The sequence below is a fragment of the Herbaspirillum sp. GW821-FHT09A12 genome (assembly GCF_059418325.1).
This window is the reverse complement of the sequence record NZ_JBWKPR010000002.1, coordinates 370,657-391,967: the sequence shown is the minus strand read 5'-3', so window position 1 is coordinate 391,967 and position 21,311 is coordinate 370,657. Positions and strand designations below refer to the sequence as shown.

Annotated in this window: 16 protein-coding genes; 10 read left to right on the top strand and 6 right to left on the bottom strand. The window is 65.5% G+C overall.

The window, feature by feature from the left end:
- Positions 1 to 36: 36 nt before the first annotated feature.
- The 4 genes from AC07N6_RS06880 to AC07N6_RS06865 form a co-directional block, all read right to left on the bottom strand.
- Entirely contained in the window at positions 37 to 252 is a 216-nt protein-coding gene (locus tag AC07N6_RS06880) for a hypothetical protein (protein ID WP_494779565.1), read from the bottom strand.
- A gap of 580 nt (positions 253 to 832) precedes the next feature.
- Complete coding sequence (locus AC07N6_RS06875; RefSeq protein ID WP_494779564.1) at positions 833 to 1,534, bottom strand: TetR/AcrR family transcriptional regulator; 702 nt, start codon at positions 1,532 to 1,534, stop codon at positions 833 to 835.
- Positions 1,535 to 1,736: 202 nt separating this feature from the next.
- Positions 1,737 to 2,429, bottom strand: coding sequence for a signal peptidase I (lepB, locus tag AC07N6_RS06870; protein WP_494779563.1), 693 nt, complete (start codon positions 2,427 to 2,429; stop codon positions 1,737 to 1,739).
- A gap of 108 nt (positions 2,430 to 2,537) precedes the next feature.
- The gene (locus AC07N6_RS06865) at positions 2,538 to 3,947 is read right to left on the bottom strand and encodes a CoA transferase (RefSeq protein WP_494779562.1); all 1,410 of its coding nucleotides are present in this window, start codon (positions 3,945 to 3,947) and stop codon (positions 2,538 to 2,540) included.
- 331 nt (positions 3,948 to 4,278) lie between these two features.
- Here AC07N6_RS06865 and AC07N6_RS06860 point away from each other — a divergent pair, with 331 nt between their 5' ends.
- The 10 genes from AC07N6_RS06860 to AC07N6_RS06815 all read left to right on the top strand — a co-directional run bounded on the left by AC07N6_RS06860 (position 4,279) and on the right by AC07N6_RS06815 (position 19,780).
- Complete coding sequence (locus tag AC07N6_RS06860; protein ID WP_494779561.1) at positions 4,279 to 4,791, top strand: sigma-70 family RNA polymerase sigma factor; 513 nt, start codon at positions 4,279 to 4,281, stop codon at positions 4,789 to 4,791.
- 29 nt (positions 4,792 to 4,820) lie between these two features.
- Complete coding sequence (locus AC07N6_RS06855; protein ID WP_494779560.1) at positions 4,821 to 5,861, top strand: FecR domain-containing protein; 1,041 nt, start codon at positions 4,821 to 4,823, stop codon at positions 5,859 to 5,861.
- 126 nt (positions 5,862 to 5,987) lie between these two features.
- Positions 5,988 to 8,438, top strand: coding sequence for a TonB-dependent siderophore receptor (locus AC07N6_RS06850; protein WP_494779559.1), 2,451 nt, complete (start codon positions 5,988 to 5,990; stop codon positions 8,436 to 8,438).
- A 2-nt stretch (positions 8,439 to 8,440) separates the two neighbouring features.
- On the top strand, positions 8,441 to 9,532 hold the full coding sequence (locus AC07N6_RS06845; protein ID WP_494779558.1) for a YncE family protein: 1,092 nt from the start codon (positions 8,441 to 8,443) through the stop codon (positions 9,530 to 9,532).
- A gap of 259 nt (positions 9,533 to 9,791) precedes the next feature.
- Entirely contained in the window at positions 9,792 to 11,051 is a 1,260-nt protein-coding gene (locus AC07N6_RS06840) for a multidrug effflux MFS transporter (RefSeq protein WP_494779557.1), read from the top strand.
- 282 nt (positions 11,052 to 11,333) lie between these two features.
- Complete coding sequence (locus AC07N6_RS06835; protein ID WP_494779556.1) at positions 11,334 to 12,815, top strand: efflux transporter outer membrane subunit; 1,482 nt, start codon at positions 11,334 to 11,336, stop codon at positions 12,813 to 12,815.
- A gap of 77 nt (positions 12,816 to 12,892) precedes the next feature.
- Positions 12,893 to 14,119, top strand: coding sequence for an efflux RND transporter periplasmic adaptor subunit (locus AC07N6_RS06830; protein WP_494779555.1), 1,227 nt, complete (start codon positions 12,893 to 12,895; stop codon positions 14,117 to 14,119).
- A complete protein-coding gene (locus AC07N6_RS06825) occupies positions 14,116 to 17,274 on the top strand; it encodes an efflux RND transporter permease subunit (RefSeq protein ID WP_494779554.1) in 3,159 nt (1,052 codons plus the stop codon). Before AC07N6_RS06830 ends, AC07N6_RS06825 begins: the two co-directional genes overlap by 4 nt.
- Before the next feature lie 378 nt (positions 17,275 to 17,652).
- A complete protein-coding gene (locus tag AC07N6_RS06820) occupies positions 17,653 to 18,345 on the top strand; it encodes a heavy metal response regulator transcription factor (RefSeq protein ID WP_494779553.1) in 693 nt (230 codons plus the stop codon).
- 7 nt (positions 18,346 to 18,352) lie between these two features.
- Entirely contained in the window at positions 18,353 to 19,780 is a 1,428-nt protein-coding gene (locus AC07N6_RS06815) for a heavy metal sensor histidine kinase (protein ID WP_494779552.1), read from the top strand.
- A 124-nt stretch (positions 19,781 to 19,904) separates the two neighbouring features.
- Here AC07N6_RS06815 and AC07N6_RS06810 read toward each other — a convergent pair whose 3' ends face one another.
- Both AC07N6_RS06810 and AC07N6_RS06805 read right to left on the bottom strand, forming a co-directional pair.
- Entirely contained in the window at positions 19,905 to 20,870 is a 966-nt protein-coding gene (locus tag AC07N6_RS06810) for a 2-hydroxyacid dehydrogenase (protein WP_494779551.1), read from the bottom strand.
- The gene (locus tag AC07N6_RS06805) at positions 20,867 to 21,283 is read right to left on the bottom strand and encodes a VOC family protein (RefSeq protein ID WP_494779550.1); all 417 of its coding nucleotides are present in this window, start codon (positions 21,281 to 21,283) and stop codon (positions 20,867 to 20,869) included. The genes AC07N6_RS06810 and AC07N6_RS06805 overlap by 4 nt, the downstream gene beginning before the upstream one ends.
- Positions 21,284 to 21,311 lie beyond the last annotated feature (28 nt).

Here is a 21,311-nt window from a genome sequence, read left to right as displayed (position 1 = left end):
CCGGCGGCCGGCCGACGGGCAAAAAGAAAGGCGGCCTCAGCGCGATGGCCGCTTGCCGTTCCACAGCTTGACCGCCAGCGCCACCCAGACCAGCAGGAACAGGGTATTGCATGGCAGCCAGATCATCTGGGTCCAGACGTAGTCGCTGACCCAGCGCGATACCGTCTCGCGGCAGCCGCAATAGCGGTCGGCATACAGCAGCTCTCCCGATTCGCGCGCCGATGCGTATTGCGCCCATAAGAAGGCCAGCATGAGCGGAATCAGGACCACGCCGAAGGCGCACCATCGCCTGGTTTTGCGTTGCCGCCGGCACCAGTCCGTGCCGCGCGGCGAGTGTTGCCCCTCCGGTTCGCGTGGAGGCATGCCTGGCGCGTCCCCGCATCCGCTCATCGCATCGCTGTGCATTTTTTCCCCTTGCACGTGCATGTGTTTTACGCCCCTGGATCACCGTACGGCCGCCTGCAAGACGCCCTCCGCCGCATGGCAATCGTCCGCCGGCCGCCCTGGCGGGAAGCCGGTGTTTTCTTTGCATCTGGATGAACGTATCGGACAGGCAGGACGCTTGCTCACGCAAGCGTGTCCGGGTGGGCTGAGCCGGGGAGAAAACCCCGGCTCGCATTTCAGCGGAATCGGCCTATGGAATGGATATTCCATGCAGACCCGCCGAAAACGTCTATTCGAGCGTCAAATCAGGCCATCGCGATGAATAGCCATCATTTGCTCTCGCAATAGGGAACTTTCCCAGAACCAATACGATACGTTTCGTCTCGGATTCTAGGTGCAAATTATCTTGCGCTCAACAAAATTTACGATTGTTAGCTCGAATATTTACTCAGTCCTGTGATGACTCTGTGACGGGATGCTCAAGGGCGATACTGCCAAGCACCAGCTTCAATTGCGCATTGACCTGGCGCTCATCGATGTCGGCACTGCCGGTAAGAAGCCGCTGCAACAAGGGGGCGTACAGCAGATCGAATACCAGGTCCAGGTTGAGGTCATCCCTGAACTCGCCGCGTTGGGCGCCGCGGCGCAGTGCTTCCACCAGCGCCGAACGGCGCGGTTCCAGATAGTTGTCATTGAAGATGCGCATGGTGTCGTCGTCGAACTGCGCCAGCGCGATCATCTCCCGCACCACACGTCCGCTCTTGCCGCGAAACAGCTGCGCCAGGCGGGCAATGTGGTCTTCGATATCCTGGCGCGCGGAGCCGCTGTCGCCAATCGACGGCATCGGCTCGACCGCGCGCAACAGCGCTTCCATCGCCAGCGCGCTCTTGTTGGGCCACCAGCGATAAATGGTCGCCTTGCCCACGCCTGCGCGCGTGGCCACACCTTCCAGCGACAACTTGTCAAAGCCGATCTCCTCCAGCATCACATAGGTGGCGTCGAGGATGGCGTCGTGGCTGACCGCGTTTCTGCGGCGGCCGGTAGCCGGATCGGAAATGAAGGTGAGAGAAATGATGTGCTCCAATGACAATTGCAGGTAATCCGTGTTGTATAACGGCATGCCTTGCGACAACTTGAGCACTTTGAGCACTTTTGCCGGCAAAAAACCGGAAATTGCGACAACAAACCCGGAGGAAGTTTGCCTGGCGCTGCCCAGGAATAGACAGCGCCTTACATCTTGAAATATTTAATCAAATAAAATCAAATACTTAAAAACAATAATTAAAGTAATTAATTAAATTTAGTCCCATCCTGATCGCGACCATTTCAACAGCCGAACGCCTCCTGCCGCCTCAATGTTGGGCAGTCACGCCATCCAGCAACCGCCCCGTACGGCTCAGGCGCGGCATATAGCCACGCTCCGAATCCAGTGAAAACGCAATGCGACGGGTGCGCCCCATCAGCTCATCGCGGCCGAAGAAACCGTAATAGCGCGAGTCGGCGCTGTTGTCCCGATTGTCGCCCAGCATCAGGTAATGCTCGGCCGGCACCACCACCGGCCCATAGCTGCTGCGCAGGCTGGGATGCGATTGCGACAGGCGCACCAGATGGGACATGTCGCCCAGGCGCTCATCGCGGTAGGCGGCCTCATCGATGCCGTCACCGGCTTGCGCCTTCACTGCGGCATGGCTGTAGCTGGCGGCCTGGCCATTGATATAGAGGACGTTGTCGCGCAGTTCCACCACGTCGCCAGGCAGGCCGATTACCCGCTTCAACAGCAGTTCGCCCGCCTCCTTCGAATCGACGGTCACGATATCGCCGCGCTTGGGTTCGCCCAGGCGGGCGATACGCAGATGCGTCAGCGGCACGCGCAGATCGTAAGCCATCTTGTCGACCAGGATGCGGTCGCCGACCAGCACCGTCGGCAGCATCGAGCCGCTGGGCACCACGTTATAGTCGGCGATGGCGCTGCGCAACACCACCATCAGTACCATGAACACCAGTACGCCCTTGTACTCGCCCAGCAGGCTCTTGATCGGTTTCATGGGATTTTCCTTCTCGATTGGCAATGGATTGGACAGGGGTATCACCATGCGGCGGAGCGCGCTGGTGAGCGCAGGCTCATCCGCATGGCAGCCGCTATCCTATCGTTTTCAGCGCCACTCTGCCGGCGCCGAGCGCAATGGCGAAGCCGGCAGGTCCCAGCGCATGGGCACGCCGGCGATCGACAGCGGCGTACGCAAGCGGCGCACCGGCCCCCAGACGGTATTTTCCCCGGCCGTCCCCAGATCGCCGGGCTGCTCGGCCGCGAACGCCGCTTCGGCGCCTGCCGGACGGTGCGCCGCCAGCAATTGCGCCGTGCGCGCCAGCGACAAGCGATACTCGCCGCCCTGTCCGGTCTGCTGCCGGCGCACCAGGCCGCGCAACGCCGAGGCGGCCATCAGGTAACCGGTGGCATGGTCCAGCGCCTGCACCGGCAACGGAGTCGGCTGCTCGCGGCCCAGCAGGCGCATGCCGGCATCGGCGATCCCCGAACTCATCTGCACCAGGCTGTCGAAACCGCGCCGGCCGGCCCAGGGGCCGCTCCAGCCATAGGCATCCAGCGCCACATCCACCAGCGCCGGATTCAACTGGCGCCGCCGCGCCGTGCCCAGCCCCAGTTGCTCCAGCGCTTGCGGACGGTAGCCATGCACCAGCACATCGGCCTGGGACAGCAGATGTTCCAGCGCGCGCCGGCCATCCGGCCGGCCCAGGTCGAGATGGGCGCAACGCTTGCCCAGCGTCATCTCCGGCACCACCCCCGGCTCGTCCCACGAAGATGGATCGATGCGCAGCACCTGGGCGCCGAAAGCCGCCAGGAAGCGCGTGGCAGTCGGCCCGGCCAGCACCCGGGTCAGGTCCAGCACCCGCACGCCCGCCAGCGGCCGCGCCGGATCGGCGGGCGTCGGGCGTTGCCAGTCGGCGTCGAACGCCTGGCGCCCGACCAGCGGTTCGGCGGCAAGCGCCATCCCCTGCGGGTGGACGGCCCATTGCGACTGGCTGCGCATCTCCGCCGCGCATCCCTTGTTGCCCACGATGGCGGCTTCCAGTTCGCCCGCCTTCCAGCGCGCCACGGCGGCGGCCACCTGTTCACGCGGTGCTTGTTGCGCATCCAGCCCCAAGACCTGCAAGGCCGCCGCCCGATGATGCGGCGCATTGGTATGCAGCCGGACCCAGCCGTCGGCGCTGCGGTAGTCGCCCGCCACCGAATCCCACAAGGCCGGCGGCGTCCAGCCCTGGGCCCGCAGCGAGCTGGAAAACCACATCGATGCCAGCCGCCGGTCGCATTCCACCAAGGGCAATGGGCCGCCTGCGGCCTCGGCCAGTTCAGCGACCGCCAGTCCGGCCGCGGCCACCGAGGCTTGCGCCAGGTCGCTGGCGGCAAACACCGAGGGCAAGGCGCCGTCGCCAACCAGGCGCACGTTGGCCAGCAAGGCTTGCGGGCCATCCAGCGCGGCCCAGATTTCGGCCAGCATGGAGGCGGCCACCGGTGCAGTTGTCGTGGCGGCAGATTCTTGGGGCATGGCGAACTCCTTCTTGTCATCGTCCGGATTTGAGGATGGGGGCAGCTTAATCCGCCCAGATTTCCTGTCAATCACCCACTAACCGCCAAGCAGGCCAGGCATTCCACGGGGCCATGACCTCGAATTGCAACGGCGGAACGCTAAAGTTTGTAAATAAGAATTATTCCTAATATAATCGCCGGATGCCGATCCGCCGCCCAACCCGCGTCGGATTGGCCATCCGGATCCAGCTTCTTCTGCCACGATTACCGGTCGGTTCGCGTTCGCCGATGCACATCGGCGCATTTGTCCAGTGTCGTTCGTCTCGTCCAGTTCCAAGTCTGACAGCATCGTGGCATATTCCAGCAATCCGCCCCTGGGCGACTCCCTTGAGCAGGTCTACAGCAGCCATCACGGTTGGCTGTATGGCTGGCTATGGCGCAAGCTGGGCTCGCGCGAGGATGCCGCCGAACTGGCGCAAGATACCTTCCTGCGCCTGCTTTCCGGCAAACCGGCGCAACCCCTGCAAGAGCCCCGCGCGTATTTGCGCACCGTCGCCCACGGCCTGATGGTCAACCACTGGCGCCGGCGGGAACTGGAACGCGCCTACCTCGACGCGCTGGCCCTGCGCCCGGAGCTGGAAGAACCCTCGCCCGAGCAACGCGCCCTGGTGCTGGAAACCCTGATCCGCATCGACGCCATGCTGGACAAATTGGCGCCCAGGGTGCGCCAGGCCTTTCTGCTGTCGCAGCTGGACGGCCTCACCTATGCGCAGATCGCCGCCGAGCTGGGCGTTTCCGAGCGCATGGTCAAAAAATACATGGCGCAGGCCATGTTGCAATGTATGCTCCTGTTCGACCAATAAGATCATCCTTTCCCCGCCAGCCATCCGCCATGCAGGACCGCCTACAACTCCATCGCCCATCCGAAACGCTGCCGCCGCCGCAGGCGGGCAAAGCCCAACCCGCATTTGCCGACCTGCAGCAGGCCGCCGAGTGGTTCGCCGCGTTGCGGGCCGAAGACGCCGGCGAGGCCGAACGCCGGCGCTGGCGCCAGTGGCTGGAAGAAGATGACAGCCATCGCGCCGCATGGCAGCGGGTGGAAGCGGTCAACGCCGAATTCGGCGCCATGCCGCCGGCGCTCACGCACCGCGTGCTGAACCAGAACGGACTGCGCCGCCGCAAGGCGATCAAGACCCTGGCCTGGCTTGCCGCCGGCGTCACCGTCGCCGGCGGCCTGGGCAGTTCGCCCGAAGTGCGCGGCTACCTGGCCGCGCTCAATGCCCAATACCGCACCAACGTGGGCCAGACCAGCCGCCAGCAACTGGCCGACGGCTCCCTGCTCTGGCTCAATACCGCCAGCGCCGCCGACGCCGAATTCAGCGACGTACTGCGCCGCGTGGCGCTGCACCGTGGCGAGATCATGATCCAGACCGCCCACGACAAGCGCCAACCCGCGCGCCCGCTGGTGGTCGACGTCGCCGCGGGCCGCATGCAGGCGCTGGGCACCCGCTTCCTGGTCCGGCTGGAAGAGCGCGGCACGGTGCTGACGGTGCTCGAAGGCAAGGTCATGCTCACGCCCTCCGGCCAGGGCACGCCGCAGATAGTCGAGGCCGGCTGGCGCGTGCGCTTCGACCAGGACCGTGTCGAGGCGCCGCTTGCGGCCGATGAAAGCATGGCCGCATGGTCGCGCCGCTTGCTCATGCCCGACGGCATGCGCCTGGATGAATTCATCGCCGAATTGGGACGCTACCGGCACGGCTACCTGGGCTGCGCGCCCGAAGTGGCGTCACTGCGGCTGGTCGGCGTCTATCCGCTCAACGACATTGACCGGGTTCTCAACACGCTGGAAGCGACCCTGCCGGTCAAGGTGCGCCGCATCCTGCCCTGGTGGATCACGGTGGAAGCAGCGGACCCAGAGCATCGCCCGGGATGAAGAGAAATCAAACGGAATAAAAATGCCCGAACGGTTTTTCCAGATTTTTTATCGCTAGCGGTTCCCTTTTTTGAATCTCGTTTGGCAATGGATGCATCAGACCAACGAATTCAAGAAAGTCCCCCCATGCGCCACGCTTCCTTGCTGCCCGCCTCCGCCGTACCGCCTCGCCTTCGCACCTTGGCCCTGGCCGTCCATCTGGCGGCCCTGTCCCTGCCGTTGCTGGCGCCTCCGGCCCATGCCCAGCAGGCCCAGGCTGTTCGCAGTTACAGCATCGCCGCCGGCCCATTGGGCCAGGCCCTGCGCCAATTCGCCGCCGAGGCCGGAATCCTGCTCTCGGCCGATGCCCGGCTGACCCAAGGCAAGAACTCTCCCGGACTGCAAGGCAGCACCTCGGTCGAGCAAGGCCTGGAACGCCTGCTGGCCGGCAGCGGCCTGTCGGCGGTGCGCCAGCCTGACGGCGGCTTCGTGGTGATCGATGCCGGCGCCACCAGCGCCAGCGCCGACGGCCAATTGCCGCAGATTGCCGTGCTCGGCGCCGCCTCCGGCGAAGCCGACGGCAGCTACCGCGCCGTCCCCAACGCCAGCACCCTGCGCGGCAACGCGTCCATGCTGGACGTGCCGCAGATCGTCAATGTCATCCCCGCCCAGGCGCTCAAAGACCAGCGCCCGCGCAACCTGGACGACGCGCTTGCCGGCGTCAGCGGCCTGACCCAGGGCAACACGCTGGCCAGCACCCAGGACACCATCATGAAACGCGGCTTCGGCGGCAATCGCGACGGCTCCGTGATGCGCAACGGCATGCCGCTGGTGCAGGGCCGCGCCTTCAATGCCACCACTGAAAGCGTGGAAGTGCTCAAGGGCCCCGCCTCGCTGCTCTACGGCCTGATGGACCCGGGCGGCGTGATCAACATCATCACCAAGAAACCGCAACTGCAGCAGCGCAATGAAATCTCCTTCGCCGGCTCCACCTACGGCAACGGCAAGAACGGCGGCCAGCTCACGCTCGACACCACCGGCCCGATCGGCGACAGCGGCCTGGCCTATCGCCTGATCGTCGACCGCACCGACCAGAACTACTGGCGCAACTTCGGCCAGATCCAGGAAACCGTGGTCGCGCCGTCGCTGGCCTGGTACGGCAGCGATACCCAGGTGGTGTTCTCGATGGAGCAGCGCGAATTCCTCTATCCCTTCGACCGCGGCACCGCGCTCGACCCGCGCACCAACCGGCCGCTGGAGATCCCGGCCGAGCGACGCCTGGACGAACCCGGCAACGACATGAAGGGCAGCAGCGAAACCGCCCAATTGACGGTCGACCATCGGATCAACCAGGACTGGAAAGCCCATGTCGGCCTGAGCTACAACCGCGAGGTGTATGACGCCCGGCAACTGCGCGTCATGAGCATCAACACCACCACCGGCGCCGTCACCCGCCGCAACGACGGCACCAATGGCGCACTGTCCACCGACAATTACGCCATCGCCTACCTCGAAGGCAAACTGAAGCTGGGCGGAATGCGCCACGACCTGCAACTGGGCAGCGACATCGAATACCGCAAGATCTACCGCGCCGACCTGCTGCGCGGCGTCAGCACCAGCAGCAATTTCAACTATCTCAACCCGGTCTACGGACTGGCGCAGCCGGCCAGCGTTGTCACCGCTTCCGACAGCGACCAGACCGACTTGCTGCACAACAAGTCGCTGTTCGCGCAAGACTCGCTGTACCTGAACGACCACTGGATCCTGGTAGCCGGCCTGCGCTATCAGGATTACAGCCAGTTGGCCGGCAAAGGCCGCCCGTTCGTGGCCAACACCAATCTTTCCGGCAGCAAATGGCTGCCGCGCGCCGGCCTGATCTACAAAGTCGATGAGGCGGTTTCGCTGTACGGCAGCTACACCCAATCGCTCAAGCCCACCTCTACCATCGCCGCCCTGCAAAGCGGCGCGATGATTACCTCGGCTACGCCGCCCGAACAGGCCAGCTCATGGGAAACCGGCGTCAAATACGACAACCCGCATGGCCTGTCCGGCACGCTGGCGCTGTTCGACATCAAGAAGCGCAACGTGCTGGTGTCGCAATATAACGCCGCCACCGCCCTGACCGAATACCGCACCTCGGGCAAAGCCCGCTCGCGCGGCGTGGAACTGGACGTGACCGGCCAATTGACCCAACGCCTGTCGATGATCGCCAGCTACGCCTGGCTCGACGCCAAGACCACCGAAGACCCGGATTACGCCGGCATGCGCCTGGCCAACGTCGCCAGGCAGACCGCCGCGCTGACCCTGGCCTACGACGTCGGCCCCATCATCGGCGGCGACAAGCTGCGCGTGGGCGGCGGCGCGCACTATGTCGGCGAACGTCCGGGCGACTCGGCCAACAGCTTCATGCTGCCGTCTTACACCGTGGCCGACGCCTTTGCCACCTACGACACCACGATCGGCGGCCGCGCAGTCAAGTTCCAGTTCAACATCAAGAACCTGTTCAACAAGACCTACTACACCTCCAGCGTCAACCAGTACTTCGTTTCGATGGGCGACGCCCGCCAATTCTCGCTGCTGACTTCACTGGAGTTCTGATCATGCGCCGCCATTGCAAGAAACTTGCCGCGATCCTGTTGGCCGCATTGGCAAGCGCCGCCTACGGCGACCCGCCGTCAACCATGCCGCAAGCCGCCATCCGCAGCGACGTGCTGCCCGGCAGCGGCCACAGCTGGGGATTCGGCGCGCTCGATCCGACGCGCCCCTTCCTGTTCATCGCGCGCCGCGAAAACGGCCTGACCGTGTTCGACACTGCGCGCCGCCAGCTGGTCAAAGATATTCCCGGCACGGACGGCGCCAACGCGGTCGCTTTCGCGCCGGCGCTGGACCGCGCCTTTGTGGCCTATATGGATGGCGCGCTGGGCATCCTGCGGCTGTCCGACATGGTGCAGCTGCAGCGCATCCCCGTCGATGCCGGCAATCTCAATAACGCCGTCTTCGATGCCGCCAGCGGCAAGCTGATCCTGACCGGCGGCCGGCGCGAGCAACGCTCGGCCATCTACCAGTTCGATCCGGTAGCCGGCCGCATCACGGGGAAACGCGAATTCGATGCCCGCAAGTTCGATGCGCCCCTGGGCCTGGCCGACGGCAGCGTGCTGGTGCCGCTGCGCGACGAAGGGCGCGTCATGCGCATCAGCGCCGCCACGCTGGAACCGCTTCCCGGCTGGTCCGGCAAACAGTTCAGCGGCTGCGAACACCCCAGCGCGCTAGCCGCGGACGAAAGCCGCAACCGCGTGTTCATCGCCTGCCGCGGCAAGGCGCCGCAACTGACGGTGGCGCGCCTGGATGACGGCGCCGCCATCGCCGCCCTGCCGGCCGCGCCCGCCATCAATGCCCTGGCCTGGGATGCCGCCCGGCGCCAGTTGCTCATTCCCAGCGGCAACGCGGCCAGCCTGTCCATCCTGCAGTTGGAGGATGGCAAGTCCGGCGAACGCTACCGCATGCTCGGCTACATCGGCACCCGCCCGTGGGCCCACAACATGGCCTATGACGCCGCCCATGGCGTAGCCCACCTGTTCACCATGGATTTCACCCAAGCGGGGCCGGACGCCGCCGGCCTCAAGCAAGATCCGCAATTCCACGCGGACAGCTTCACGGTCATCAGCATCACGCTCGGCCAGCCGGCGCGCTGATCCTGCTCCGCCCATCCCCGGGCCACACGCACCGCGGACAAGGTCTCATGATTTTTACTCATGAGGCCTTGCCGATTATCCCGTCTAATCAAGAATGCGCCCGTGCACTATCATGCATAGCTACCCGGTGCATCCCCAGTAGCGCGTAAGCCGTTGAAGCTGCGGTTTCAGGGCCGTGCGTCCGGATTTCCGGCGCCCGGCCTTTTACATTACCGTTTGCGCCGCCGCCATGCATTCCATCTTGCCCAGTTCACCTGCCATGCCCCCTGTCTCACCCCAGTCTGCCACCACTGAAACCCTCCACCAACCCGCTGCCCGCCACAGTTTGATCACGCTGGGCATCCTCAGTGCGCTGATGGCATTCGCCTCGATTTCCACCGATCTCTACCTGCCCGCACTGCCCGCCATGGGCCTGGCGCTGGGCGCCGGCCACGGCGCCATGGAATTGACCATTTCGGGTTACCTGATCGGCTTCAGCTTGGGGCAACTGGCATGGGGGCCACTCGGCGACCGCTACGGCCGGCGCTTGCCGGTGGCGGTGGGCCTGGTGCTATTTATCATCGGCTCGGCCGGATGCGCGCTGGCCGGCAGCGTCGGTGCCATGATCGCCTGGCGCGTGCTGCAGGCCATCGGCGCTTGCGCCAGCGTAGTGCTGGCGCGCGCCATGGTACGCGACCTCTATGCCGGGCCGCACGCGGCCCGCATGATGTCAACGCTGATGACAGTCATGGCAATTGCGCCGCTGATCGGCCCCAGCGTAGGCGGCCTGATCCTGCAGGTGGCGTCATGGCGCGCCATCTTCTGGGCACTGGTGGCGGTCGGCATCCTGACCTTGCTGGCACTGCGCCTGCTGCCGGAGACGCTACCGCCGGCACACCGCAACCGCCATGCGCTCGATGGCGTGCTGGGCACCTATTTCAGCCTGCTGCGGAATCGCCGCATGCTGGGCTACATCGGAGCCGGCGGCTTCTTCTATGGCGGAATTTACGCTTATGTCGCCGGCACGCCGTTCGCCTACATCAGCTATCACCACCTGTCGCCGCAAACTTATGGTTTGCTGTTCGCACTGGGCATCGTCGGCATCATGGCGACCAACCAGATCAATTCCAGGCTGGTGCTGCGTTTGGGCAGCGATCGGCTGCTGCGCATCGGTGCGCTCGGCGCCGCCCTGTCCGGGCTGCTGCTGGCAGTGACGGCATATTTCGACATCGGCGGCATCGTCGGCCTGATCGTGCCGCTGTTCCTGTTCGTTTCCGCCAACGGTTTCATCGTCGCCAATGCCATCGCCGGCGCCATGTCGGGATCCTCGCAACGCGCCGGGGCGGTATCCGCACTGATCGGCGCCACACAATACGGCACCGGCATACTCGGATCGGCGCTGGTCGGCATGCTGGCCGACGGCACACCATGGCCGATGGGCCTGATCATCGCGGTATGCGGAGTGGGCAGCGCCTTGTCGGCGCTGTGCGTGGCCGGCCATGCCGGCGGCGACGCGGCACAGGCCGGTGCGGGACGCTGATACTGACCATTGGATAAAGGTGCCCTGCTGCAATACACGCTCAGAGCGCCAACTGACAAAATTGTCATATTGACGTCAGCCTGACGTTGAGCACAGGGGATTAAATTAAGCCCTAGCCATGGTCGGCGTCGGCACGCGGGGGCGCGCAACAACGGCCAGCCCGTCACCCGAATATCCATCATGTGCCCTATGGTCGTCCCGTTCCGCCGTGCTGCAGCCAGCTCCAGCGCCAGTCATCTCACTCATCCAAACTACAGATCCCCCTTCCGCGCCACCCGGGGAATGACGGCGTTGGCGCTGGCTGTACTGCTGGCGGGTTGCGCCGTCGGGCCCGACTACGTCAGGCCGGCGATGGACCTGCCCCAGGCCTACAAGGAAGACGGCCCCTGGAAAGTGGCCGCGCCCAGCCAGGTCGACAGCAACCAGCACTGGTGGGAAGCCTATGGCGACCCCGTCCTCAACGGCCTGATTGTCCAGGCCAACGCCGCCAACCAGAACATCCGCCAATCCGAGGCGCAGTACCGCCAGGCCCAGGCCGCCGCGCAACTGGCACGCGCCAGCCTGTGGCCCAGCGTCGGGGCGACGGCCGGCCCCAGCCGCGCGCAAACCAATACCAGCGGCACGCCGCGCCTGGCCGATACCTACAGCGTGGGCCTGAACGCCTCCTGGGAAGCCGACATCTGGGGCGGCATCCGCCGCTCCGTCGAAGCCGGCGATGCCGGCGTCCAGGCCAGCGCCGCCAGCCTGGCCGCCGCGCGCCTGTCGATCCAGGCCACCCTGGCGCAGGACTACCTGCAACTGCGCGTCACCGACCTGCAAAAGGATCTTTACCGCCGCACGGTCGACGCCTACACCCGCTCGCTGGAACTGACCACCCACCAATACGATGCCGGCACCGCGCTGCGTTCCGACGTGGCCCAGGCCGAGACCCAATTGCGCTCGGCCCAGGCCCAGTTGATCGATCTCGATGCCACGCGCAACCAGCTGGAACATGCCATTGCCATCCTGGTCGGCCGCGCGCCCGCCGCTTTCACGCTGCCGGCCCTGCCTGCCGCCGCCACTGCTGCCCCTGACGCCAGCGGCAAGGCGATGGACGACAATGCCCAACGCCTGCAGGCCAGCCTGCCGCAGATCCCGACCGGTTTGCCCTCCGACTTGCTGGAGCGCCGCCCCGACATCGCCAACGCCGAACGGCTGGCAGCGGCTGCCAACGCCAACATCGGCGTGGCGCGCGCCGCCTATTTCCCGAGCCTGACGCTATCGGCGTCGGGCGGCTATTCCAGCGTGGCCTTCGCCCAGTTGTTCGACACCCCCAGCCGGGTCTGGTCGCTGGGCGCGGCACTGGCCGCAAGCATTTTCGACGGCGGCGCCCGCAGCGCGCGCAGCGACCAGGCCGTGGCGGCATATGACGCCGCCGTGGCGCAATACAAGCAGACCGTGCTCGGCGGCCTGCAGGAAGTGGAAGACAACCTTTCCAGCCTGCGCGTGCTGGACCAGGAAAGCGCGGTGCAGGCGCAAGCCGTCAAGGCCGCGCAACTGGCGGAACGGCTGGCCATGAGCCAGTACCAGGCCGGCACCTTGACCTACCTGTCGGTGGTGACCACCCAGGCCACTTCCCTGACCAACCAGCGCAGCGCCGTCACCTTGCTGGGCCGCCAGCTGGTGGCCAGCGTGGCGCTGGTCAAGGCCACCGGCGGCGGCTGGCATGCAGGACAGGCTGAACCGCAAGCCGAACCGCAGGCGCGGCCGCTGGCAACACGCTAAATGGCGACCAACACAACCAACGGCTACCGCATCTTCACCAGACATTCCCAGCGATCACTCCAGGAAGAGTTTTAGGCATGACAACCTCACCCAATCTCCCCAAGCGCTCCCCCCTCACCCTTTGCATGGCCGCCGCGGTCATCGTGCTGGCCGGCGCCGGCGGCTGGCTGCACTGGCAGCGCGCCAGCGCCGCAGACAAGCAGGAAGGCGCCAAGCAGGCGCCGCCTGTCGCGGTGACGCTGACCCGTGTGCAGGAGCGCGACGTGCCGCTGTACCTGGCCGGCGTCGGCACCGTGACGGCCAATGCCAGCGTGACGGTCAAGGTGCGCATCGACGGCCAGTTGGACAAGGTCGGCTTTGCCGAAGGCGAAGACGTCAAGCAGGGCCAGTTGCTGGCCCAGATCGATCCGCGCGCGCTGCAGGCGCAACTGGCGCAGGCCGAGGCGCAACGCGCCAAGGATGCGGCCCAGTTGGCCAACGCCCGGCTGGATTTGCAGCGCTATACCACCCTGCGCGGCCAGGATGCCGCCACCCAGCAACAGCTCGACACGCAAAAGGCGCTGGTGGCGCAACTGGATGCGGCCGTCAAAACCGATGAGGCGCAGGTCGGCTATGCCCGCGTGCAATTGAGCTATACCACCATTACCGCGCCGATTTCCGGCCGGGTCGGCGCGCGCCTGGTGGATCCGGGCAACATCGTGCACGCCACCGATGCCAACGGACTGGTGGTGATCAACCAGATCGACCCCATCGCCCTGCTCTTTACCTTGCCGGAAGAAGCCGTGCCGGCCATCAACCGGGCCATGAGCGCCCACCTCGACAACCGGCAAGCGATGAAGGTCACGGCCTATGCGCGCCAATCGGATCAATCGGACCAGCCGCTGGCCACCGGCAAGCTGGTGCTGCTGGATAACCAGATCAACACCAGCAACGGCACCGTGCAATTGAAGGCCCGCTTCAGCAATGCCGAACACAAGCTATGGCCGGGCCAGTACGTCAATGTGCGCCTGCAGATGAATGCCCACGAAAACGCGCTCACGCTGCCGGCCGCCGCCATCCAGCGCAACCAGCAAGGCACCTACGTGTATGTGGTCGACGACCAGGAAAAGGCCGGCATGCAGCCGGTCAAGGTGGCCCGCATCCAGGACGGCATCGCCGTGCTGGCCGACCACGGCGGCGTGGCCGCCGACCAGCGCGTGGTGCTGGATGGCCAGTACAAGCTCAAGCCAGGCGTGCGCATTGCCGACAGCAAAGCGCAGCAACAGCCTGCGGCCAACGATGCGGCGAAAGGAAATGCCAAGTGAGCGTCTCCGCCGCCTTCATCAAGCGCCCGATCGGCACCACGCTGCTGGCCATCGCCATCCTGCTGGTAGGCGTGGCCGTGTGGCCGCTGCTGCCGGTGGCGCCGCTGCCGCAGGTCGACTTCCCGACCATCCAGGTCTCGGCCAGCCTGCCGGGAGGCAGCCCTGAAACCATGGCATCCAACGTGGCGCAACCGCTGGAGCGCCAGTTCTCGCTGATCGCCGGCCTGACCCAGATGACCTCGCAGAGCGCGCTGGGCAGCACGCAGATCACGCTGCAGTTCGACCTTAACCGCAACATCGACGCCGCCGCGCTGGACGTGCAGGCCGCCATCAACGCATCGACCGGCCAGTTGCCGGCCAACCTGCCCAATCCGCCGACCTTCCGCAAGATCAACCCGGCCGACTCGCCGATCATGATCATGTCGGTGCAGTCCGAAGCGCTGCCGCTGACGGTGGTCAACGACTACGCCGACAACATCCTGGCGCAGCAGATCTCGCAGATCTCGGGCGTGGGCCTGGTCAACGTCAACGGCCAGCAAAAACCGGCCGTGCGCATCCAGGTCGACCCGGCCAAGATCGCCACGCTGGGCATCAGCCTGGAAGACATCCGCGGCGTGATCGCCACCACCACCGTCAACCAGCCCAAGGGCACGGTGGACGGCGCGCACCAGAGCTTCACCGTCTACACCAACGACCAGTTGCTCAAGGCCGAGCAGTGGAACGACATGGTGCTGGCCTACCGCAACGGCGCGCCGATCCGCGTGCGCGACATCGGCATCGCGCTGGACGGCCCCGAAAACAACAAGATCGCCGCCTGGGCCTTCGCGGGCGCCGCCGCCGGCGACGACCACTCCATCACCAACGGCCGCTCGATCGTGCTGGCCATCACCAAGCAGCCCGGCGCCAACGTGATCGAGACGGTCGGCCGCATCCAGGCCGCCATGCCGCGCCTGCGCGCGGCCATCCCCGCCAGCGTGCACGTCAACACCCTGATCGACCGCACCCAGACCATCCGCGCCTCGGTGCTGGACGTGGAGTTCACGCTGATCCTGACCATCGCCCTGGTGGTGATGGTGATCTTCGTGTTCCTGCGCAATGTCGCCGCCACCCTCATTCCCAGCATCACCGTGCCGCTGGCCATCATGGGCACCGCGGCCGTGATGTACGTGGTCGGCTACAGCCTGGACAACCTGTCGCTGATGGCGCTGACCATCGCGGTGGGCTTCGTGGTGGACGACGCCATCGTGATGCTGGAGAACATCTACCGCTACGTGGAAGAAGGCATGGCGCCGATGGAGGCCGCGCTCAAGGGCGCCGGCGAGATCGGCTTCACCATCATCTCGATCTCGGTCTCGCTGGTGGCGGTGTTCATCCCGCTGCTGCTCATGGGCGGCATCGTCGGCCGCCTGTTCCGCGAGTTCGCCGTCACCGTGACGCTGACCATCGGCGTGTCGGTGATCATCTCGCTGACCCTGACGCCGATGCTGTGCTCGCGCTTTCTCAAGAACGAGCATGGCAACCGGCACGGCAAGATGTACCAGTGGTTCGAGCGCGGCTTCGACGCCATGCTGGCCGGCTACAAGCGCGGGCTCGATATCGTGTTCAAGCACCAGTTCATCACCCTGCTGGTGTTCATCGGCACCGTGGCGCTGACGGTGGTCCTGTTCATCGTCATCCCCAAGGGTTTCTTCCCGCAGCAGGACAATGGCGTGATCATCGGTTTCGCCGAGTCGGCGCAAGACATTTCCTCGTCGGCGATGCAGCAGCGCCTGCTGAAAGTCGCCGACATCGTGCGCCAGGACCCGGACGTGACCGGCTTCGGCATGAGCGCGGGCTCCACCACCTTCAATACCGGCACCTTCTTCATCGCCTTGAAGCCCAAGGATGAAGGCCGCAGCACCACCGCCGACCAGGTGATCGCGCGCATCCGCCCCAAGGTCGCCAAGGTGCAGGGCATCAACCTGTTCATGCAAGCCAGCCAGGACATCAACGTCGGCGGCCGCCTGTCGCGCACGCAGTACCAGTACACCATCACCGACACCGACCTGGACGAGCTCAACGTCTGGGCGCCGCGCATGCTGGAGCGGTTCCGCCAGTTGCCGCAACTGACCGACGTCGCCTCCGACCAGCAGAACGCCGCCGCCACCGCGACCATCACCATCGACCGCGCCCGCGCCTCCAGTTTCGGCATCTCGCCTTCGCTGATCGACGCCACCATCTACGACGCCATCGGGCAGCGCCAGGTCGCGCAGTACTTCACGCAGATCAACAGTTACCACGTCGTACTGGAAATCACGCCCGAACTGCAGAAGGACCCGGCGCTGTTCGACAAGCTCTACCTGACCTCGCCGCTGACCGGGCAACAGGTGCCGCTGTCGACCTTCGTGAAAATCGACACCACCAAGACCGGCTACCTCTCGATCAGCCACCAGAGCCAATTCCCGGCGGTGACGATCTCGTTCAACCTGGCGCCGGGCGTATCGCTGGGCGAAGCGGTGGACGTGATCCAGAAAACCAAGGACGAGATGGGCGTGCCGCAGACCCTGGTGGGCAACTTCCAGGGCACCGCCAAGGCCTTCGGCGACTCGCTGGCGTCGCAGCCTTACCTGATCGCGGCGGCGCTGATCGCGGTGTATATCGTGCTGGGCCTGCTCTACGAGAGCTACATCCATCCGCTGACCATCCTCTCGACGCTGCCCTCGGCCGGCGTGGGCGCGCTGCTGATCCTGATGATAGGCGGCTACGACCTGTCGGTGATTGCGCTGATCGGCATCATCCTGCTGATCGGCATCGTCAAGAAAAACGGCATCATGATGATCGACTTCGCCCTCACCGCCGAACGCGAAAAGGGCATGAAACCGGAACAAGCGATCTACCAGGCCTGCCTGCTGCGCTTCCGCCCCATCATGATGACCACCATGTGCGCCCTGCTCTCGGGCCTGCCGCTGATGCTGGGCCACGGCGCCGGCTCCGAACTCCGCCGTCCGCTGGGCTACGCGATGGTAGGCGGCCTGGTGCTGTCGCAGGCGCTCACGCTGTTCACCACGCCGGTGGTCTACCTGTACCTGGACCGCGCCCATTACTGGTACATGAACAAGAAGGAAGCGCGCGCCGCGCGCAAGGCGGCACGCCTTGCGCAAAGCCAGGGCCATTGACATGGATGGCAGGCATTGACGACATTGAAAACGGCAGCAAAGCGAAAAGACGGAACCAACAAAGTCCGGAGAACAGGGCCTGCTAACAATGAATTTGCGAGATGCGTTGCTCCCAGAAGGCGGGGTGGCAAGGCGCGCGGTGGGGCTGGTGGTGGGCCACCAGCCCCACCGTGCAACGCGGCCAGCAAGCGTCGCCTGCCGTTGTTGTGGCTCCTTGCCGTAGCACCGCTACGACGCGTCGCCATGCCTAGGCAGACAACGCTTGCTGGCCGCTCGCACTCGCAAATTCATTGTTAACAGGCCCTAAAGCCGAAGGGTTAAAATTCTGGCATTGCCGATGCGGGGACACGCCGTCCCCGCGCGGCGGGTGGAGACCGCATGAAAATCCTGATTGTCGAAGACGAACAAAAGATGTCCGACTACCTCTGCAAGGGCCTGACCGAGCAAGGGTGCGCGGTCGACCTGGCGTCCAACGGCGTCGACGGCCAGCACCTGGCGATCCAGCACGACTACGACGTGATCGTGCTGGACGTGATGCTGCCGGGGCTGGACGGTTTCTCGGTGCTGCGTTCGCTGCGCACGGTCAAGCAGACCCCGGTCATCATGCTGACCGCGCGCGACAGCGTGGAAGACCGCATCAAGGGCTTGCATGACGGCGCCGACGACTACCTGATCAAGCCCTTCTCCTTCCTCGAACTGCTGGCCCGGCTGCAGGCGCTGACGCGCCGCGGCCGCTCGCAGGAACCGGCGCAGCTGCGCATCGGCGACCTGCAGATCGACCTGATCAGCCGCAAGGCCTTCCGCGGCGCCGCCCGCATCGACCTGACCGCCAAGGAGTTCGCGCTGCTGGCGGTGATGGCGCGCCGCCAGGGCGAGATCCTGTCCAAGACGGCGATTGCCGAACTGGTGTGGGACATGAATTTCGACAGCAACACGAATGTGGTCGAAGTCGCCATCAAGCGCCTGCGCGCCAAGATCGACGCCCCGTTCGACCAGAAGCTGCTGCACACCGTGCGCGGCATGGGCTATGTGCTGGAGCCGCGCGCCGCGGCCGACGCCGTGGCGGACTGAGCGCGCCATGAAACATGTCAGCCCGGCCCCCGAGCGGCCGCAGCGCTTCCTGCCGCTGCGGCAGTCGATCACCGCGCGGCTGGTATGGATGTCGGCGGCGTCGGCGCTGTTCATCTTCACGCTCACCGGCATCGTGCTCTACACCGTGCTCAAGGGAGAACTGCTGCGCCACGAGCGCGACGGGCTGGTCACCACCTTGAACGACCTCAGCTTCCAGATCTCGCGCGCCGGCAACACCGATCGCTGGTCGCGCGTGCAGCTGAAACTGGCCGCGCTGTCGCAGGCCGACCAGCGGGTGTCGTTCTGGATCTCCTGCGACGATGAGCGTTTCCGCTATGGCGACCTCTCGCGCCTGCGGCACGAGGCGATCGACCAGGACAACAATGCCGTCGGCATGCTGCGCGTGGCGGGCAAGGAATATCCGCTGCACACCATGACGCGCACCCTGCCCGCGTTCGAGGAACGGCCCGAAGTGCGGGTGACCGTCGGCATCGATACCGAACCCTATTTCGAGATGCGCCGCACCTTCCTGGTGGCAACCTTCACGTTCTCCCTGCTGGGCATCGTGCTGGCGGTGATTTCCAGCTACTGGATCGCCCGCGCCGGGCTGGCGCCATTGCGGCGCATGTCGGCGCGCGCCCAGAGTTTTTCGCCGCGCAAGTTGTCGGCGCGCATGCCGGTCGAATCGCTGCCGGAGGAATTGTCGGTGCTGGCGCACGCCTTCAACGGCGCGCTGGAACGCATCGAGGATGCCTATACCCAGCTGGAAGCCTTCAACGCCGACGTCGCCCATGAATTGCGCACGCCGCTGGCCAACCTGATCGGGGAAACGCAGGTGGCGCTGGCGCGCGAGCGCAGCGCCGGCGAATTCAAGGACGTGCTGCAATCCAACCTGGAGGAGCTGGACCGCATCCGCTCCATCATCAACGACATGCTGTTCCTGGCGCGTTCCGACCAGGGCGAGGCCGCCACGTCGCTGGTGCATGCGCGGGTGGCCGACGAGGTGCAGAAGACGGTCGATTTCTTCGAGTTCGTGCTGGACGACGCCAGCATGGACATCGCCGTCAGCGGCGACATTGAATCCACGGCAATGATGGAGACGGCGCTGTTCAAGCGGGCGCTGACCAACCTGATCCAGAATGCCATCCAGCATTCGCCGGCCGGCGCCCTGATTCGCATCGACATCGCCGCGCAGGATGGCGGCGTCCGCATTGCCGTCACCAATCCCGGCCAGGCCATCGACGCGCGTCATTTGCCGCGCCTGTTCGACCGTTTCTACCGGGTCGACACCGCGCGCCAGGACATCAACGGCAGCCACGGCCACGGCCTGGGGCTGGCCATCGTCAAGGCGGTGGCGCGCATGCATGGCGGCCGTGCTTTCGCCTCCAGCGAAGATGGCTGCAACAGTATTGGATTCACTATTTCCCAGGCTTGACGCCCTAACCGCCGTCATCCCGGCGAAGGCCGGGATCCAGCGTCGTTCAGCGCTCCGGGATATGCAGCAAGCGTCTGCAGCAAGCGTCGCTGGGTCCTGACTTTCGTCAGGACGACAGTGTTACTCAATACCCGCGCCGCATATCCACATTGGCCGGTATCTCGCCGGTCTGGCGGTAATGCCGCACATTGCCGGCCACGATCTCTGATGCCGTCTCGCGATTGGTCGGCGCCGAGCAATGCGGCAGCACCGTGACATCGGGATGGGTCCAGTGCCAGCTGTCAGCCGGCAGCGGCTCGGTGGCGAACACGTCCAGCACCGCATGGCGCAGCGCGCGTGCGTCCAGCGCGTCGCACAACGCCTGGTCGTCGACGATCGGCCCGCGCGCGAAGTTGATCAGTTGGGCCTGCGGCGGCAACAGCGCCAGGCGCTGCGCATTCAGGAGGCCGCGGGTGTCGCTGGTAAGCGGCAGCAGGCATACCAGGATATCGCTCATTGCCAGCATCTCGGCCAGGCCCTGCTCGCCGCTGAAGCTGCGCACGCCGGCCAGCTCGCGCCGCTTGCGGCTCCAGCCGCACACCTTGAAGCGCGCCTGCAGCAACGCCTCCGCCGCCGCTTCCCCCAACGTGCCCAGCCCCAGGATGCCAACCGTGCGCTGCTCGGGCAGCACATATTGTTCCGCCTGCCAGACGCGAAAGCGCTGGCGCTGCGCATACAGCGGCATATCGCGATGCAGGTAGAGCGTCCACGCCAGCACCGCTTCGGCCATGGTGGCGGCCAGCCGGGGATCGACCAGGCGCGTCAGCTTCAGGCCGCTGTCGCCGAGGTCCTCGACCAGCCGTTCGACGCCGGCCCATACGCTATGCACCCATGCCAGCTGCGGCATGCGCTTGAGTTCAGCCGGGTCCGGGTTGGCCACCACCGCCAGCTTGCATTGCGCCCGTTGCGTCTCGCTCAGTTCGGCCACATCCACCACGCGCTCGTCCGGCATGGCCGCGCGCAACGCCTTGAGCCAGGCCTGCACCGTGGCGGCGTCGCCCTGGCTCACAAAAGGGATCGGCGCCATCGCTGGGCCAGCATCCCCGCTCATTTGGCGTAGACCTGTTCCAGGCTGCTGAAGCCCTTGACCTCGATCGGATTGCCGAACGGATCCAGGAAGAACATCGTGGCCTGCTCGCCCGGTTCGCCGGCGAACCGGATCTGGGGTTCCAGCACGAACTCCACCGTGCCGCTGTCGCCCAGGCGGGCAGCCAGTTGCTTCCAGTCGTCCATGGCGAGGATGATGCCCAGGTGCGGCATCGGCACCATGTGGTTGCCGACCCGGCCGGTGTTGGAAACGGCAAAAGGCTCGCCCAGGTGCAGCGACAACTGATGGCCGAAGAAATCGATGTCGACCCAGGTGTCGGTGCTGCGGCCTTCTTCGCAGCCGAGCAGGCCGCAATAGAAACGGCGCGCCTGGTCGAGGTCGCGGACGTGATAGGCCAGGTGGAAGATCGATTTCATGGGATTCCCTCGAGAGCAAAGTTAACAG